Below are 17,414 nucleotides of genomic sequence, written 5' to 3' on the forward strand. Positions count from 1 at the left end.
GGTTATCTGCCCTCCAGCGTTAAGTTGGTGCGACGATCGCCGGGTAAATCGCGTTGCTCGCGCTGATATTCCAACGCCCGCACAGCATCGCGACCATGTTGGCCTCGCGCCAGTGCATCGCCATGAAACGCATGGCGGGGCTGATCGAGCATTTGCAATAAATTGCTGCGGTTGGCACAGCCCAGCTGTTGCTGACAATGCAACTGCTGTGGCTCAAACCATTCCACCAGTGCTACTAAGCGGTGCTGCTCGTCTTTAATGAGCTGCGCGGCCAAATCGTGGCGCACTTGCATTTGCTCATCAGTCACGCCCATGGCTTTGAGCTTTTGAATCACAGTCGTTGGCATCTTCCCTTGGGCTGGGGCCAATACGATGCTGAACTTTTTTAATTGCGTCTGACTTTGCAAAAATTGGGTGAGTTCTGAGCTATCGTCAGTCATCGCAAAGCGCTGCTGCTTCACTGCCAACTGTGGCTGAGCCATAACAACACCAGACAGCAACAGCCATAAAAAACATAATTTATTCATTGACGTCCTAATAAATAAAATCGGGTCGACCGGAAACTTCCAGTGGCGTTTTAACGGCCTGCTCGCTGTAGGTATCGCCCCACAATAAGCGTTCAAACTGGGAATTTAATTTAAGATTTTGACCGGGTAACTGATAGTTATCCTGGGCCGTTGGCTCAACTGCGTAGGCAGTGACGATAATGACCAACTCGGTTTCTTCACGGCGAAAATCTTCACTGCGAAACAGCGCCCCCAACACAGGTAGGTCGCCTAAAAACGGCAACTTGCTGATGCTGCTGACATCGTTAGCCTGGATTAAGCCCGCTAAAGCAAAGCTTTCGCCTGAGGCCAGCTCGACGGTCGTTTCCGCACTGCGCACCTGCAGCGACGGCGCCAATAAGCCAGTGCTGCCTAAATTCACCTCAGTGCTTAAATTGGAGACCTCCGGCCGCACTTTTAACCGAATGCGATCGCCTTCCATCACCGTTGGGCGCATATCCAAGCGCACACCGTAATCACGAAAATCGACGGTGTAGGTGTTTAAATCCGGATCAGGAATGGTATATGGAAAACTGCCGCCGGCATGAAACGTCGCTTCTTCGCCACTCATGGCCGTCAGATTCGGCTCCGCCAATACTTTCGCTAAGCCTTCTTCGGCCAATGCATCCAACACCCCAGTTAACGGATTATCAAACGCGGTTAAGCCAAACAAATCCATTTCAACCGGGCGCTTAAAAAAGTTAATTTGGCCATTGCTTAGCGTTCCCCATTTGATGCCTAACTGATTGCTGACATCCCGTTTTACTTCGGCAATGCGCAAACGAATATTGACCTGGTGGGGAATATCCAAATGAATGTCATTGACCACGTCTTCTGGCTCTTCAACATAGGCTTGAGCCAAGGCCAGCATGGATTCGATCGCCGTCGAAGACGTGCTACTGCCCGTTAATACCAGTTTGCGTCCGTGCTCGCTCACGCTCACCTGAGCCTTCGGAAACTGTTGTTTTAAACTCTGGCGCAACGCTTCGATATTGCTGCGTACTTTAACACTGGCCTGATAAATCGGTTGCTGAGCATTGTCTAAAACAAACACGTCGGTATCACCATATGCCTTGCCGTATACAAATAAGGAGCGACTGGCCGGCAGCTGGTAATTCGCCACATTAGGATCGGCAACAAAGACGGTTTTAGCATCTTCTGGCAAGGTCACTAATTGGCCTTTGCCAACGCTGAGCTTAAGCTCATTGGCCGATACCTGACAGCAGGCAATCGCAGCCATCGCCACTAGCCAAACGGGTTTAAACAAAATTTTTCTCCTGCGAAGGGCATCGCGTTTATCTGGGTAAAACTCAGGCTTATAAACCACCGGATACTTCGCGCTCTTCACCACGAATTAAATAGGTGTTTTGATCTAGGCCGTCTTGCTTGGTCTCGGGAAATAAATCGCTGGCCTTGCTGGCCGATAAGCCATGCGAGCGATCCTGTGGATGACGCAAACTCACGCTCAACACCCCCATTGAGCCGGACATTTGCTCCGCCAGGGGCAGGCGCACCGCTTGTTCGGGCGTGGTTTCAAAAGTCACGGTGACATGGCGTAAGCGCTTACCCTGTTTGAGTTCATCGGCTTGATACTGCTCCGCTCCGGTAAATTGATTTATCGCCAGAACGCGAATGTCGCTGGCCACCACCGATGAACGCCAAGTACGAAAATCACGTTTACTGGGGTTGGAATCCACCGACTGGCGCCATTGCTGAGCTTGAGTCGTCACAATTAAATCGACATGATCCCCTGGCGATATTAAGCCATCACTGATGGCCGACGGTTTCATACGCACCGATACCGCGCGCTTGCCCGGTGCCACTGCCAAAGCCAAAAAGCCACTGTCACCCACGCTGACCAGCTGATTTTCATACACAGGCTCACCGGCGGTTAACGGCTCGCGTACGGCGGCACCCGCCACCGTTTGCAACCACTGTTGGCGCTCATCCGCACTGGCGGCGCTGATAACACCCGACAATTGCCCTTGCTGCCACTGCTGTGCCGATACGGTTTGCCATTGCAGGTTATTTTGATTTAACAAACCACCAACAGGCAGTTCGGCCGTCGTCGTTAATACCTGACGTTCAGGCTCGATATTGGCTGAGCTGTCGGCGCTGCCCAGCGTCAGAGCCAACCCTAAAGCAGAACAGCCTAGGCCGGCATAAATCAACCAGCTGCGCTTCATTTATTCGCCGCCTTCAGCAATGGTGGTTTCAACACGCTCAAACGCTGAGTCAATGGCATTGCGCAGCGGCCCTTCATCACCGGCGACAGCAAATAATGTTGCCGCCAATGCCGCAGCCAAAATGGCATATTCAATGGCGGTCACTCCGCGTTGGCGGCGTAGTCGTGGCGCTAATGTGCGAGTGCTCATATTCCGTCTCCTTATGGGTTGCTGATAATAAAGCGCGAATAATTAGATTCTTTGGGATAGCGCTGATAGTAATCGTCGGCATCAATACAACGCTCGATCATGTTTTGGTCAATCACCGCCCATTGATCGTCATTACAGCTGACACCTGGCTTTTGCAGCCAGTACTGGCCACTTTGAATCCAGTCTTTTAATAAGTAGTTTTTTGCTTCAAGCGCCTGCTGGAACTGTTCAAACGTCGGATACTGCCAGCGTGATTTATTAAATCCGCAATAATTAGATGGTGAGCCGTATTCAGTTTGGCTATCCCCTGTGACCAAATGCGTGGTCCAGATCAGGTTATGGCGATCATCGCGCACACAATAATGCACACCGCTGAGTGTTACCTCGCCGTTGGCATCCAGGCCGCTAAAACCGTCAACCATGACTGGCGGGGCATCATTTTGCTGCTCAGTAACCCACAGTGGATAACTATTGCGGTAATAATTCTCTATATGGCTTCGGCCTGCCTCAAAGCTAAATAGCAGAGGCAGAGAGTCACCATAGCTATCCAGCTTGGTCGACGAGCTGGCGTAATACTGATTATTAGGCAGACGTATTGCCCCCAACTCGCCCTGGGTATAGGCAAAGATGCCTTTTAACTCACTCAAAGTTGGCAAGCGCCATTGATCACTGCCACACACTTGCACATAGGCCAGCTCTTTTTGCTGCTGCACTATTTTTCGTGCTTGCTTAGGTTGCGGTGCATGCTCGGGGCGCAGCCAGATCAGCCCAGTATCTTGATCTTGGGTACAGACCCACTCGCTTTCAATGTTGGTTTCTTGGCCGCTGACATCCAGCTTCACCAGCGCCGCGGGCGTTGGCGTATGCGCCAATAAGCGCGTCATAATTTGATAGCCGTTATCTAAACTGGCGCTGTTATCAAAACCCTGCTGTTTTTCATCGACATAGCTGTAGTCATTATAGCCAGCAAAGCTGTAGGCCAGTTGGTTGCCAGGTTCACCAGCCTCTTGCGTCCAATAATAATAGCGCTGCATTAAATCACTGGATAAATAGGATTTTTCGTTGCCGTGATGATTAATGAAAACCTGCTCGTCGAGAACTGGCTGCGGCGCCTCAATATCAACGAGCTTCAGTGTTTTTAAGTCTTTAATGCTCGGCAACTGCCAATCCGTACGGCCACAATAGGCTTGCTGATTTGCCGCTGCCATCCACTGCTGCGCCTCAGGATAGTTCATGCGATCCGTTGAGTTTTTTTCGCCCTCTCGCAGTAGCATCCACAAGCGCTCATCGCGATAGCGCAAATCTTGCACACAGCGCCATCCTTGAGCAAAGGTTTCGCTGGCCAGCATGCGCCGCCCGTGAACATCCAGTTTTACAAAGGCATGGCCACCACTGGTGACGCTAGCATCAGCCTCGCTGATCTCAAGGCCAGCACCGTAAGCACCCTCTAACGCAGCATCGGTTGACGCTTGCTGTTGCGAACGCCAGCTCTGGTGCTCATTTATGGTCTGAGTCAGTGCAGTGATTTGCTGTTGAAGATCGCTCAGTACCGCCGCTGGCAACTGGGCACTTTGCAACTCGCTGTGCCATTGCTTAAGCCAAGTTAAATCCTGTTGTAAGGTTTTTTCGTGAACTTGGCTGTCGGCAAAATCTTGATAATTTTGCCGCGCGGCCAAATACAAGGCGCGTGCTTTTTCGGCATCATTGCCCGCCTCTTTTAGGGCCTGCAACTTGGCTGCAATATCGGCCGCGCGATCACGCCCAGTTTGCAGTTGATTTTTACCTGCTTTGTGATGTTCAGCAGTTTCGCTCCAGCGCTCCAACTCTGACGTCAGCTTTTTAAGGCTGGCCAATAGACTTTGCAAATCCGCCAACACCGCGGCCATGCCATCTTGCTGTTGTGGCTCGATGGCCTGCTGCAACAGCTCATTTTGTTGTTGCAGTGACTGTAATTCTTGCTGGTAATCCAACAACTGCCCTTGGCTGACGTTATTATCTGGGTCATCCAGCAGGCGCTGCTGGCGAGTTTCAGCTTCGGTTAACGCTTGCTGATGCTGCGCTTTAATGCCCGGCAAAAGCTGGTAGCGATCTTGTTGCTTTTTAATGGAGTCCAGCAATTTGCCCTGCAGTAGCTGAATATCCGCCACGCTGCTGGCGCTATGAAATTCTTGCTGGCGCTGTTGACGACTGGTTCGAGCCTCTTGGTTCCAAGTTGTTACCTGCTCAGTGGCCGTCACTGCCGCAGCCAACTGCTCTTTCACCGTGGCGATATAAAATACCGGGTCAACGCGCAGACGATTTAAAATCATGTAGTTATAGTTATAACCTTGACGATTTTCGCTGGATATCTGGCGACTATTGCCGGCAGCAATGACTTTGCGCTCGTCATCAGAGTCGCCCACATCCGAGCTCCAGTAACTGCGATAAATACTGGTTTGCAAGTGATCAAAAAACGGCGCCTGCCCCCATACACCAATATCTTTTAAATGCAGTAATTGCTCAATGCCAGCCACTTGCCAGTCATTAAAACCGCACAGCGATGATTGATTTGCAGCCGTTAAACGCTTTTCAACGGTATCGTCGCGGTCAAACCAAAACAGCGTATCGTCGCTGCTTTTTTGCCAATACAAACCACCCTTAAACTGGTTGTCACGAATGCAGGCCCAATCATTGGCGTCTGCCGCCAAGCGGCGTCCTGAGTTATCCAATTTGGCAAACGCTGTCGGCGTAAAGTCACCGGCTAAGGTCGTGGCTTGCGGCGCGCCGTCGATGCCAATGCGTACACTGACAACGCCAGCAAAGCGATCGCTGAGCTGCAACGGCACAGTGCTGACAGCTTGCCACTCTCCGTTTTGCGCTAAGCGATACTGATAATCCTGCGGCTGGTCATAGCCGCCGACGTAATCCCACTGCAAGGTGTCGTTGTCGTCGTTCACCACCAAGTTGGCAGGCTTAGGCAGGCCAGCGGCGCTGATGGTAAAGGGGGAGTTATTCACCGCGATGGCGCCGGGTGCCTGGACACCTTGAGCGGCAACACGCAACAATAATTGGCCACTGGCAATGGCAACATTGCTCAAATGAAGCGGTTTGCTGCTAACCGGCTGCCAGCCCTGACTGCCGGGCCACTGATATTGATAATCGCTGGCGTGTTCAAAACCGCTGACCCATACCCAATCTAAGGTATCGGCACTGTCATTGACGCGCAGCCCGGTTGGCGCCCCCGGTGTACCTGCCTGGCGGCTAAACCCACTTTCAGGCGCAGCACTGGCCCCCGGACTGCGACTGCCGTCAATGCCTTTAACGCGCAGCAACACTTGCACCGCCGGTGCCGCGATGTCGCCTACCTTCACCGGGCGCTGCAACGCCGTGCTCCAGCTCACGCCGCCGTTAATGCTGTACTCATAGTCACTGGCTTGCTCGAAGCCGCTCACCCAGCGCCAGTTCAAGGTATCAGCGCTGTCGTCTGCGACCACGCCTTGCGGTGCGGCAATGTCGGTTTGGCGAGCGTGAAAAGCCTTGGGGCTTATCGCGGATTCACCGCTTTCACGCAGCCCAAGCAGGCCTTTGACGCGCAGCCACAGCTGGTTAGCGGCTATGTCGCGATCGCCCACCGGCAAGGGCTTTTGCGTTACCTCGCTCCAGCTTTGGCCGCCGTCCAGACTCCATTGATAGTCCTGAGGTTGAGCAAAGCCTGGCACCCATTGCCAGTTCAAGGTGTCGGCGATGTCGTCGACCAACAACCCTTGTGGTGCAGCAATATGGCGCACCACGGCGTGAAAGGCGGCATCAGTGCTGGCCGTTTTGCCGGCGCGATGCCGGCCGGCTTTGGCGGCGACGCGCAGTTGCAACGCACCTTTGGCCACATCCACATCGCCCACCGTTAACGGGTTGGCCGCTGCCCGTCGCCATAGGCCATCGCCAAGGTGATATTCGTAATCAGCGGCTTGTTCAAACCCGGCGACCCAAGTCCAGCTCAAGGCATTATTGATGTCATCCACCTGCAAAGCGCTGGGGGCGCCAATGGCACTGTCTAAGGCAGTAAATGCGGCTGGGCTAAAGGCGATGTCACCGCCACGCTGGGCATTGCTCTCCGCGACCCGTAACTGCAGCTGGCCTTTAGCAATGGCAATATCGCCCACCAACAGCGGCCGGCTAGTAATGGCACGCCAACCAGATTCGCCCAGAATGCGCCATTGATAGTCGCCAGCATTGGGGTAGCCTGCCACCGGCTGCCAGTCGAGGGTGTCGTTGATGTCATCTACCACTAACTGAGAGGGCGCATCGATGGTCGCCGGCGATGCCTCAAAGGCTTGCTGGTTATAAGCCACCGCACCGGCTTGGCGCTGGCCGTCCAGCGCAGCCACCCGCAGCTGCACTTGGCCTTCGGGCAAATAGCGGTCCCCCACTGGCATGGGTTTGCGGTTCACGGTTTGCCAGCTCGTCCCGCCATCAAAGCTGATTTGGTAGTCCGCCAGCTGACTAAACCCTGGCACCAGTGCCCAGTCGAGCAAATTGGCCTGATCGTCTACCTGTAGCTGCGCTGGTGCAGGAATATTTTTCATCACTGCGGTAAATGCTTGGCGAGCGGCGGCGGCCGCGCCTGCGGCATATTCCCCCGCTTTGGCAGCCACCCTGACCTGGGCCTGGCCAGCGGCAATGTCGATGTCGCCCAGCAAAGCAGGGTTGCTCTGTGCCGCTTGCCAGCTATAGCCGCCATCGGTGCTGATCTCATACAAGCTGGCCGAGGCAAAGCCCGCCACCGGCCGCCAGCCAAGGGTATTGTTGTCGTCGTCCACTTGCAGCTCGGAGGGGGCTGCGATATCGGTACGTAAACGCGTGAAAGGCTGCTGACTGACGGCGGCGGCACCCGCCAAGCGCTGAGCCGTGGCACGCACACGCACCTGCAACTGGCCCGCAGCCAACTCTAAATCACCATAAACGGTGGGATTTTGCTGTGCCTGTGTCCAACTTTGGCCACCGTCGAGGGAGATTTCGTACTCCTCGGCGGCCGCCAAGCCCGCCACAGGCTGCCAGCCAAACTGGTCGGCGCTGTCATCCAGCCATAACTGCGGCGCACCTATGTTACTGGTGCGTGCGCTAAAGGCTTGCTGGTTGCGCGCAATGCGACCGGCACCGCCATCCTTGCCCGAGCGCACCCGCAATTGCACCTGGCCCGCGGCCAATGATTGATTGCCGATCAACAGCGGCTTTTGTGTGGCGACAAGCCAGTTCTGGCCGCCATCGAGGGAATATTCGTAGGCGTCAGCCTGGGCAAAACCCTCCACCCAGTGCCAACTTAAAACATCGTCATCGTCGTTAATTATCAGCTCTGGCGCCGGCGCCATATCGCGGGTTTGCACCGCGCTGCGCAGCTGCTTTTGCCCACTTTGGCTGTGCCACTGGGCGTCGGCTGCCGCCACCACTTGCTGCCAAGCCGCCCCTGGATTCTGCTGACTGGCCAGCTGCAACTGTTGCTGCCACTCGGCCATGACCACTTGGGCAATGTCGTGCACCACTTGATCTTCGTGGCCATCCACATCCTGTAAATAATGACTGGTTAAACTGTGCGCCGGCACCAGCCACTCACGGGCCAATTGCTGCTGCACCTCTGCAACCGGCAAACCACTGCGCTCGGCGCGCTGACGTATCAGGGTCGTGAGCGGCGTGACTAATTGCTCAGCCGCTTGCCCGCTAGCGTTGCTTGGCAGTGGCCTCAGCACCACACGCTGCTGCAGCGGCTGCTGCGGAAAGTCCATATCAATGGTGGTGCCGGGAATCACTTCGACGATGACTTCATCTAGCGCACTGCCCGCTGGCACCTGCAGCACATAGCGTCCTTGGCGGTCGGTTTGGCTGCGAAATTCATCACCGTCACACGCTTGATTGCCATTGGCATCTAAGCAGGCCCAAGCCTGATACAAAAACCCATCCATGGCCGTGCCGACGATGCGCAAAACATCAGAGCCGTCATAGTCGTTACCCGCATTGCCAGGCTCAGGTGTTAGCGGCGGTGTTGTTGGCAGTGTCGTCGCACTGCTCGGCTGCGATTGATCCTCGCCACAGCCATACAATGCGACCATGACCGATACCATTAACATCAGATGTCTGCTGTACATCTTGCCTTCCTTTGTTGAGCGGGCCTTAGCTGGTCTGATTACTAGGCAGCATGAAGCCATGTTCAGATCATGCTGCACACTAGTGATAAGCATCACACTTGAGCAATTTTCGCAGATGCTAGTGCAAATGATAAAGATTTGCAATTATTACTTTGCTTTACTAATATCCGCCCTATCAGAAACCCCTAACTGCCTCTCCAACCACTCATAAATGATTGATTTAATTGATCTTTAATAAGAAAGGATAATTTCAATGACTGGCCAGCATGGCATCCAAGCCCGGGCGTCCAAACATTTGATGACAAAACTATCGGCGATGTTTATCAGCAGCTGCGCCGCTCTGACGGGCTGTCAGGTGGGTGAGGATCAGCATGACCAGGGCGAGCAGCAAGATGCGCAATTGCACGCCGCGCAATGCCCGGATTGGAATCTCAACGCGCGCTGTGACGACTACGAACAGCAACAAGCACTGACGTTGGATGGCTCGGTGGGCGGGCCATACATTAAGCGCGATAGTGACAAAAGCCTGCTCACGGCGCCTTCGGGGGCTCAAGTCATTACTCCGATGACCACCGTCATCAACAACGAGCTGTTATTTAACCCAACCCTCAGCAGCGCCAGTGAAACCACACCAGAAGTGCGCGCCTTACAAGCAGCACGCTATTTAGAAGGCATATTTCCACAGGTTTCCTTTAGCCAAGCTTTGTACCAGGCCGGCCCAGAGGAAGTGAGCGACGCCATTCAAAACAGTATTAACGCTGCCCTCCAGCAACAGCCAGACAGCAACCCATATTGTGTGATTGCTGCCGTGGTTGATGCCATGGTGGTAGAGCGCCGTTTTGATGTGCGCATCGCGACGGAGGATATCGCCTCTCAGTGTCAGCAACCGGAAATGATACTCAGCCGTCTCAACAGCCAGATGGGCGATCAGTACAGTACTTTGGGGCGTGCGCCCATGGCCGACTTGGTGGTGGCCGCCAGCTTTGATGAGCGCTTAATTATCTGGAATAACGGCCAATTACTGACACAAGCGACACAAAGTCAGAGCAACAACAGCGCGTCCACAATACAGACACGGTCATTGCTGCGCCCACTGGACGATGATGACGACGATTACGACGGTCACAGTGGCGCCACCGTGGTGGACGGCGGCATTAGCCTGCCACCGATTGATATTGATGTCGGCGATCGCGCATTAAGTAATATCAGCGTGATTCAACCGTCCAGCCGCACTCAATCTGTCTATTTAATCAATGCCGGCTCCCTCGGATCTGGCAGCAGTCGTAACATTGCTTGCCCAGCGGACAGCGGTAGCAATGCCGGAGTGCATAAGATTCAGTTGGGCGAAAGCAGTGATGGCGACGCAGATAACAGCGGCACAGGATCTGGCACGACGGCAGGCACTGGCAGCGGAACCGGCAACGGAACTGGCATCGGGTCAGGGGCGGGAGCAGACGCTACAGATCATGCCGCAGGTACCAGCAACGCTGCGCTGCAAGCAACCGTTCACAAGCAAATGCCCAATATCAATTACGACGCCATGGGCTCAGCAACAACCTTTCCGACCATACCAACCGAGCCCAGCCAACCGCCAGTCAGCAACCCAACACCGGGCACGGATGCTTTTTGCGCCAACGATGCGATGCAGCATTTGGCCCTGTCCGATGACGAGCAAGTATTGTTAGCGGCCACCGCGCAACGACTGTTCCGCTTGGATATGGAGACCTTGGAACAAGTCGGCGGCTATTTTGCCCCCTACAACCGCAATGCCAGCATCAACCATATCAGCAGCAATGACGATGGCTCGCTGGCGCTGGTCAGCTCCAATGAAGATCAGGGCCTCACACTGGTGGCAGTCAACGGCATGAAGCAAGTTGGCTGGTCGCAGGAAAGCAGTTTAAAAGCGGTAAAAAAAGCCTTCTTTTTCGACCAAGATCAGCGCATCGCTTTAATCGAAGAAAATGGCACTGAGTTGGTCATTCTCTACGCGGGTAATTTGGCACAACCGCAAACCGAGCAACGCATTAACCTGCAATCTGGCATCAAAGACATGGCCATCAGCCCGGATCGCAGCCACTTGGCGGTGTTAACGCAAAACCATGCCCTGTTCTTATATCAATTACCCGCTATTGAACTGATCGAGCATTTATCGCCCGTCGCCAATAGCAAAAAGCTGGCACTGCAGGACGATCAACTGCTGATGCTGGGTGATAATGGCCGTGTGATTCGCACCCTGAGCTATGGCCAACGCTTCGGCAATCGCATGGCCAATGCCCTGCAAGCGCTGACTCTAGAGCGCATTTTAGGTGCCAACAGCGACCCCAACGAGGTCAGCGACAATCTCTATTTGCCATCACAACTGGGCAGTGCCGTGGTGAGCTGGCACAGCAACTCCATGGCCATTAATGCACAGACTGGCGAAGTCAGCAGCCAATACGGTCGTCAGGCTGTGACGTTAACCGCCACGGTGCAAGGGCGCTTCCGTCAGCAGTTTATTGAAGTGAAGCGCAGCTTTCGCCTGTTTACGGCCGGTTAGTCTTCTTTACTAATCTCTACTACGAATCTACCTGAGCGTTGCCCTGCAAGACATGCAGGGCCAACCCTGCACCTCATACCCGTCAATATCCATCTACAAATCTATGCGATTTAATGCCTTTTATTGCTTGGATTTTCTGCTCAGCAAGTTGCAAGCCAAATAATTGTACGAGCTTGAAAAAACCAAGTAGTCTTTCCTGTTATTAGCGGTTGATTGACTCCAGGGAGACGACATGATGTTAACCAGCATCGCGCTGCCATTTATTGCGGCAGCTATTGCGCCTGTTTGGCTCCGGCGAGGGCTTCCGGGAAGCTGGCTGGCACTGTTTCCGCTCGCCGTTTTTGTTCTCAATGCAGGCCTTTATTCACAGGCTGTCAGTGGCATGGAGGTCAGTGCTCACTATCCTTGGGTGCCCAGCATTGGCTTGAACTTTACGCTGTATGTCGATGGGTTGCGCTGGCTAATGCTGACACTGATCAGCGGCATCGGCACAGCGGTGGTTTTATATGCCAGCAGCTATTTGGCCGGCCATAAAGATTTACACCGCTTTTTTCTATGGTTATTTGTGTTTATGGGTGCCATGGTCGGCTTGGTACTGGCCGATAATTTATTGCTGCTGTTTGTTTTTTGGGAGCTGACCAGCATTGCCTCCTACATGCTGATTGGCTTTACCCATGAGTCAGAAAAATCTCGCGCTTCGGCACTACAAGGCTTACTAGTAACCGTCGGTGGTGGCCTAGCGCTACTGGCAGGCATGATTATGCTGGGTCAGCAGCAGCAAACTTGGCTTATCAGTGAAATGTCGCTCATCACCGAGCACAGTAGCTGGATTAATGCTGCCATTGTACTGATTTTGATCGGCACCTTTACCAAATCGGCGCAGTTTCCGTTTCAATTCTGGCTGCCCAATGCCATGGCGGCACCGACGCCGGTATCGGCGTATTTGCACTCCGCCACCATGGTAAAAGCTGGGGTGTTTTTAATGGCGCAACTGGCACCGGTGTTTGCACAGCAAAGCCTATGGCTAACTTTAGTCACAGGTGCCGGTGCCATCACCATGTTGTTGGGTGCTTGGCTGGCTTATCTGGCCGTCGATTTAAAGAAGATATTGGCTTACACCACAGTGACTGCGCTGGGCATTTTAACCATGCTGGTGGGGCTTAACTCCGACTATGCGTTTTTTGCCTTTGTCACCTTTTTAGTGGCCCATGCTTTGTACAAAGCGTCGCTGTTTATGCTGGCCGGCATTATTGAGCATCAAGCCCACACTCGTAACCTGCGCCATATTCGCCCGCTGCCCAAGTTCACCTTGGCGGTGACCGCTGTTGCGGCTTGGTCATTAGCCGGTATTGCCCCCGCCTTGGGCTTTATCGCCAAAGAGTTACTGCTAAAAGCCAGTGCAACGAGCGGCTGGCTAACGGCGATGGTATTTGCCACGGCAGCACTGACCATTGCTGTGGCCGTGAGCTTGGTATGGCAGCCTTGGCGCAGCCGACGCCAAGTTAAAGAACAACATGCTGAGCCCTGGCAACAGTGGTTTGGGCCAGTGCTATTTTCTAGCTTGGCCCTGCTGCTCGGCCTCGGTGCCCCTCTGGTGCAACCATTGGCGAACACCATCGCTGAGCAAATGGGGGCAAACAATGTCATTGAGTTGTCGCTTTGGTATGGCTTATCACCCGCATTGGCGTTGTCATTTGCCAGCATTGTTGTGGGCATTGGTCTGGCCGCCTTGTGGCGGAAAAATCGTGTGCTGGCAGCCAAGCTGCGTTTAATCAGCCGCTATACCGGCACCGAACGCTTATATGAACTGCTGCTGGCAGGCAACTTGTCTTTTGCCGATTGGCAGACCCGAGTGCTGCAAAATGGCTATTTAGGCCGTTATTTGGTGCTTATTATTGCCATTACCACCCTAGCGGTGACCAGCACACTGTTAAGCCAGTATGGTTTGCCCAGCTTTCAATTCGATGCGCTAGAGCCGTACGAAGTCGGCATGTTATTTGTCATGCTCGCTTCTACCTTGTATGCCATTGCCAGCCGTCAGCGCTTTGCCGCCATTATTGCTCTGGGAGCGGTAGGCTTCGTGGTGGCATTAATCTTCATTCATTTTTCAGCGCCTGATCTGGGCATCACTCAAGTCTTGGTTGAAACCCTGACCGTACTGTTGTTGGTACTGGTGCTGCTGAAATTACCCGGCTTTAAAAACTACTCCAGCCGTGGTCAGCGTCTATTAGATGCCGTGGTCGCTTGCGCCTTTGGCCTGATGATGACGCTACTGGTACTGGCCACCCAAGAAAACCACTGGGCCGATTCCATTGCTCATTATTTTATTGAGCACAGTTACTCGCTGGGCTTTGGCCGCAATGTTGTTAACGTGATCCTAGTGGACTTCCGAGCCCTAGATACCTTGGGTGAAATATTCGTATTGGCCTTAGCCGCGATGGGAGTGTATTCAATGATCAGATTGCGTAGGAGCCGTTTATGAAACAGGGGTTTGCGCCCAACTCCGGGCTGATTTTACGTACCGCTACCTTGGCCATTTTGCCGCTGCAGCTGATGTTTTCGGTGTTTTTGCTGCTGCGCGGTCATAACGAGCCAGGCGGTGGTTTTATTGGTGGCTTAGTCGCCGCTGGGGCTTTTTCACTGTATTTAATTGTATTCGGTGCCAAAGCAACTCGCCGGCTGATTCGGGTGGACCCGCAAGATATTCTGGCCACCGGTTTATTGCTGGGCTTGCTGGCAACTCTCCCTGCCTTGCTACCAGGCCAGTCGTTTTTTACCGCCCAGTGGCTACCGCTGGATGTGTTTGGCACCACAGTGAAACTATCAACCGTACTGGTGTTTGATATTGGCGTGTATTTAGCGGTGATCGGCACCATTACAACCATGTTTTTTGTCCTGGCTGAACGCCTGGTGGGGAGTCAATAATATGTCTGCATTAATGGCCGTAGCCATCGGTATTCTATTTGCCGCCTCACTCTATATGATGCTCAGGCGCTCCATCGTTAAACTGGTGATGGGGCTGATTTTATTAAGCAATGCCGCCAACTTAGTGATCTTCACCAGCGCTGGATTAACCAGTGGTGCGCCGCCATTGCTGGATAAAGTCACTAAAGAGGCACCTGTGGGTGTCGCCGATCCATTGGCACAAGCGCTGATATTGACCGCCATTGTGATTGCCTTTGGGGTGCTGGCGTTTTCCGTGGTATTGATTCACCGCGCTCATGAAGTGGTGCAAACGGACGACCTAGATCAAATGAAGGATACCGATCAATGAGCAACCTGGTATTCCTGCCGATCTTAATCCCATTGCTGGCCGGCGCCGTCACACTGGCATTATGGCGCAGCAGCCGCTGGCAAAAACGGGTGTCCGTCATCAGCACCCTGGTCTATTTGATCGCCAGTGTGATGCTGGCGCAAACCGTGTCTGAGCAAGGGCACATAGTGCTGCAAGTGGGCGGCTGGCAGGCCCCCTTTGGCATCAGTTTGGTGGCCGACTTTTTAGCCACCATTATGATTGTGGTCACGGCGGTGGTGGCCTTTTGCGCCGTGTTGTATTCGCTGGTGTCCACCCCTGGCACCCACATTAAATTCGGCTACTTTCCGTTATTGCACCTGCTGCTGGCCGGTGTCAGTGGTGCATTTTTGACCGGCGACTTGTTTAACTTGTTTGTTTGGTTTGAGGTCATGCTACTGGCCTCCTTTGGCTTATTAACTCTGGGCGGTGAGCGCGCGCAAATGGAAGGTGCGATCAAATACGTCACCATCAATTTGTTTTCATCGGCGCTGTTTTTATCCGCCATTGGCTTGCTGTACGGCAGCGTCGGCACCTTGAACATGGCTGATCTGGCCGTGAAGCTGCAAGATGTTGAGCAGCAAGGCCTAGTCAATGCCATCGCCTTGATGTTTATGGTGTCGTTCTCGATTAAAGCCGGTGCTTTCCCATTTTTCTTTTGGCTACCCGCGTCGTATCACACGCCCATCATTGCTGTATCAGCTGTGTTCGCAGGCTTACTGACCAAGGTGGGGGTATATGCACTGTACCGTATGTTTAGCCTAGTATTCACCGGTGATATCGAGTTCACCCATGAAATATTGCTGTGGGTCGGCGTACTGACCATGCTGTCTGGGGTATTGGGCGCGGCTTCCCAGTTCGAAATTCGCCGGATTTTGTCGTTTCATATCATCAGTCAGATCGGCTATATGATACTGGCATTGGCTATTTTTACACCCGCCGCCATTGCCGGTGGGGTGTTTTACCTGTTTCACCACATCATTGTAAAAACCAACCTGTTTTTGATCGCTGGTCTGACACAAATGCTGCAAGGCACTTATGAGTTAAAGCAAATGGGCAGCTTATATCGTCAGCGCCCGTGGCTGGCGGCTTTATTTTTAATCCCAGCCATGTCGCTGGCAGGGTTGCCACCGCTGTCTGGTTTTTTTGCCAAGTTTTTGGTGATTGAAGCCGGCATTACCAGCCAGCAATGGATAGCCACCGGTGTGGCTTTATTTGTGGGCCTGCTGACACTCTACTCGATGATCAAAATCTGGGCTGAGGCGTTCTGGAAAGCGCAGCCTGAAGCTAGCGGCAAAGACATTTCCTTGCCACTGCTCGGCGTTATTCCAGTGGCATTAATGGCCGCCATGACGTTAATTATCGGCCTCTATGCCGAGCCCTTTATTCAACTATCACAGGCTACGGGTGAGCAGTTACTGACGCCCGCCACTTACATCCAAGCCGTATTGGGAGGTCAACCATGATAGGTTTTCTATTCAACCTGTTACTGGCCTTATCTTGGCTGCTGCTAACCAATACCTTTACCTTGCTCAATGTTTTGTTTGGCTTTGCCTTGGGTTTTGTAGTGATTGGGTTGATCCATCGTACGGTTCCGGCCCTGTATTTCTACCCTAAGCGATTGCCACGAGCCATTCGCTTTGTGCTGTTTTTTATCAAGGAGCTGGTGATTGCGAACTGGCGCGTCGCCACGGATATTGTAACGCCCATCTGGTATATGCACCCGGGTGTGATCGCCATGCCATTGACTGCTAAAACTGAGTTTGAAATTGCTTTGGTCGCAAACATCATTTCACTCACTCCCGGAACGCTCAGCATGGAAGTGTCAGAAGATAAAAAAACTTTGTTTGTTCATGCCATGTTCTTGGATGATGAGCAAAAACTCCGCGGTGACTTAAAAGAAATTGAACAACGCTTATTACAGGTACTGAGGTAAACCAATGCTGAGTATTGTCATTACGCTAAGTTACCTGTTTATTATTGTTGCTATGATACTGGCGCTTTGGCGCCTGTTACGCGGCCCCTATTTGCCTGACCGCATTGTGGCACTGGAGCTAATTGCCTCTTTGGTGGTCGCCATGGCAGGTATTCATGCCATTGACACAGGCGTAACCGCCTACATTGATATTGCCATTGTGATGGCATTAACTGCGTTTTTGTCCGCCGTTGGCATTGCCAAATTTGTACAATTAAGGGGCTCTAACGATGACTGAACTGATAGTGAGCTTATTGTTGCTGCTAGGCAGTGCTTTGATGCTGATCGCCTCGATTGGCATTATTCGCCTACCAGACTTGGTCACACGCATGCATGCCACCACCAAGTCAGGGGTATTAGCCATTACCGTTATTATGATTGCTGTGGCGGTATATTTTTCCGAATCGGGCGTCATCACCCGAGTGATGGCGATTATTTTATTTACCTTTATCACCGCCCCGGTTGCCGCTCACGCCATTGCCCGAGCTGGGTATTTTTCAGGCATGGGGCTTTGGGAGCGCACCAAAAAGGATGAGTTGAAAGAGTATTATAAGCGTCAGGAGTAACTTTCTTTT

The 17,414-nt window shown here is 53.0% G+C and carries 13 protein-coding genes; 8 read left to right on the forward strand and 5 right to left on the reverse strand.

The genetic code is table 11. The features are described 5' to 3' along the window. Positions 1-2: 2 nt before the first annotated feature. The 5 genes from IE090_RS09890 to IE090_RS09910 are packed head-to-tail and all read right to left on the reverse strand — an operon-like array spanning position 3 to position 9,036. A complete protein-coding gene (locus IE090_RS09890) occupies positions 3-527 on the reverse strand; it encodes a hypothetical protein (RefSeq protein ID WP_189388208.1) in 525 nt (174 codons plus the stop codon). A 7-nt stretch (positions 528-534) separates the two neighbouring features. Further along, positions 535-1,812, reverse strand: a complete 1,278-nt coding sequence (locus tag IE090_RS09895) for a type II and III secretion system protein family protein (RefSeq protein WP_189388209.1) — start codon at positions 1,810-1,812, stop codon at positions 535-537. Positions 1,813-1,861: 49 nt separating this feature from the next. After that, positions 1,862-2,731: a Flp pilus assembly protein CpaB gene (cpaB, locus tag IE090_RS09900; RefSeq protein ID WP_189388210.1), complete on the reverse strand. Its 870-nt coding sequence runs from the start codon at positions 2,729-2,731 to the stop codon at positions 1,862-1,864. Beyond that, a complete protein-coding gene (locus IE090_RS09905; RefSeq protein WP_189388211.1) occupies positions 2,732-2,920 on the reverse strand; it encodes a Flp family type IVb pilin in 189 nt (62 codons plus the stop codon). Between the two features lie 11 nt (positions 2,921-2,931). Next, positions 2,932-9,036 (reverse strand): DUF1566 domain-containing protein, encoded by a 6,105-nt coding sequence (locus IE090_RS09910; protein ID WP_189388212.1) that lies wholly within the window; start codon positions 9,034-9,036, stop codon positions 2,932-2,934. 253 nt (positions 9,037-9,289) lie between these two features. Between IE090_RS09910 and IE090_RS09915 the strand changes: the two genes are divergently transcribed. The 8 genes from IE090_RS09915 to mnhG all read left to right on the forward strand — a co-directional run bounded on the left by IE090_RS09915 (position 9,290) and on the right by mnhG (position 17,405). Then, entirely contained in the window at positions 9,290-11,572 is a 2,283-nt protein-coding gene (locus IE090_RS09915) for a hypothetical protein (RefSeq protein WP_189388213.1), read from the forward strand. A 382-nt stretch (positions 11,573-11,954) separates the two neighbouring features. Next, positions 11,955-14,054, forward strand: coding sequence for a hydrogen gas-evolving membrane-bound hydrogenase subunit E (gene mbhE, locus IE090_RS09920; protein WP_229815669.1), 2,100 nt, complete (start codon positions 11,955-11,957; stop codon positions 14,052-14,054). Next, positions 14,051-14,497: a Na+/H+ antiporter subunit B gene (locus tag IE090_RS09925; RefSeq protein WP_189388214.1), complete on the forward strand. Its 447-nt coding sequence runs from the start codon at positions 14,051-14,053 to the stop codon at positions 14,495-14,497. Before mbhE ends, IE090_RS09925 begins: the two co-directional genes overlap by 4 nt. Before the next feature lies 1 nt (position 14,498). Further along, positions 14,499-14,846, forward strand: a complete 348-nt coding sequence (locus IE090_RS09930) for a Na+/H+ antiporter subunit C (protein ID WP_189388215.1) — start codon at positions 14,499-14,501, stop codon at positions 14,844-14,846. Then, positions 14,843-16,330 (forward strand): Na+/H+ antiporter subunit D, encoded by a 1,488-nt coding sequence (locus IE090_RS09935; RefSeq protein WP_189388216.1) that lies wholly within the window; start codon positions 14,843-14,845, stop codon positions 16,328-16,330. The genes IE090_RS09930 and IE090_RS09935 overlap by 4 nt, the downstream gene beginning before the upstream one ends. After that, complete coding sequence (locus tag IE090_RS09940) at positions 16,327-16,800, forward strand: Na+/H+ antiporter subunit E (protein ID WP_189388217.1); 474 nt, start codon at positions 16,327-16,329, stop codon at positions 16,798-16,800. The genes IE090_RS09935 and IE090_RS09940 overlap by 4 nt, the downstream gene beginning before the upstream one ends. 4 nt (positions 16,801-16,804) lie before the next feature. Continuing rightward, the gene (locus IE090_RS09945) at positions 16,805-17,077 is read left to right on the forward strand and encodes an MrpF/PhaF family protein (RefSeq protein WP_189388218.1); all 273 of its coding nucleotides are present in this window, start codon (positions 16,805-16,807) and stop codon (positions 17,075-17,077) included. Then, positions 17,070-17,405, forward strand: a complete 336-nt coding sequence (gene mnhG / locus IE090_RS09950) for a monovalent cation/H(+) antiporter subunit G (RefSeq protein WP_189388219.1) — start codon at positions 17,070-17,072, stop codon at positions 17,403-17,405. The genes IE090_RS09945 and mnhG overlap by 8 nt, the downstream gene beginning before the upstream one ends. Positions 17,406-17,414 lie beyond the last annotated feature (9 nt).

It is taken from the genome of Bacterioplanes sanyensis (assembly GCF_014652515.1).
Lineage (GTDB): Bacteria > Pseudomonadota > Gammaproteobacteria > Pseudomonadales > Oceanobacteraceae > Bacterioplanes > Bacterioplanes sanyensis.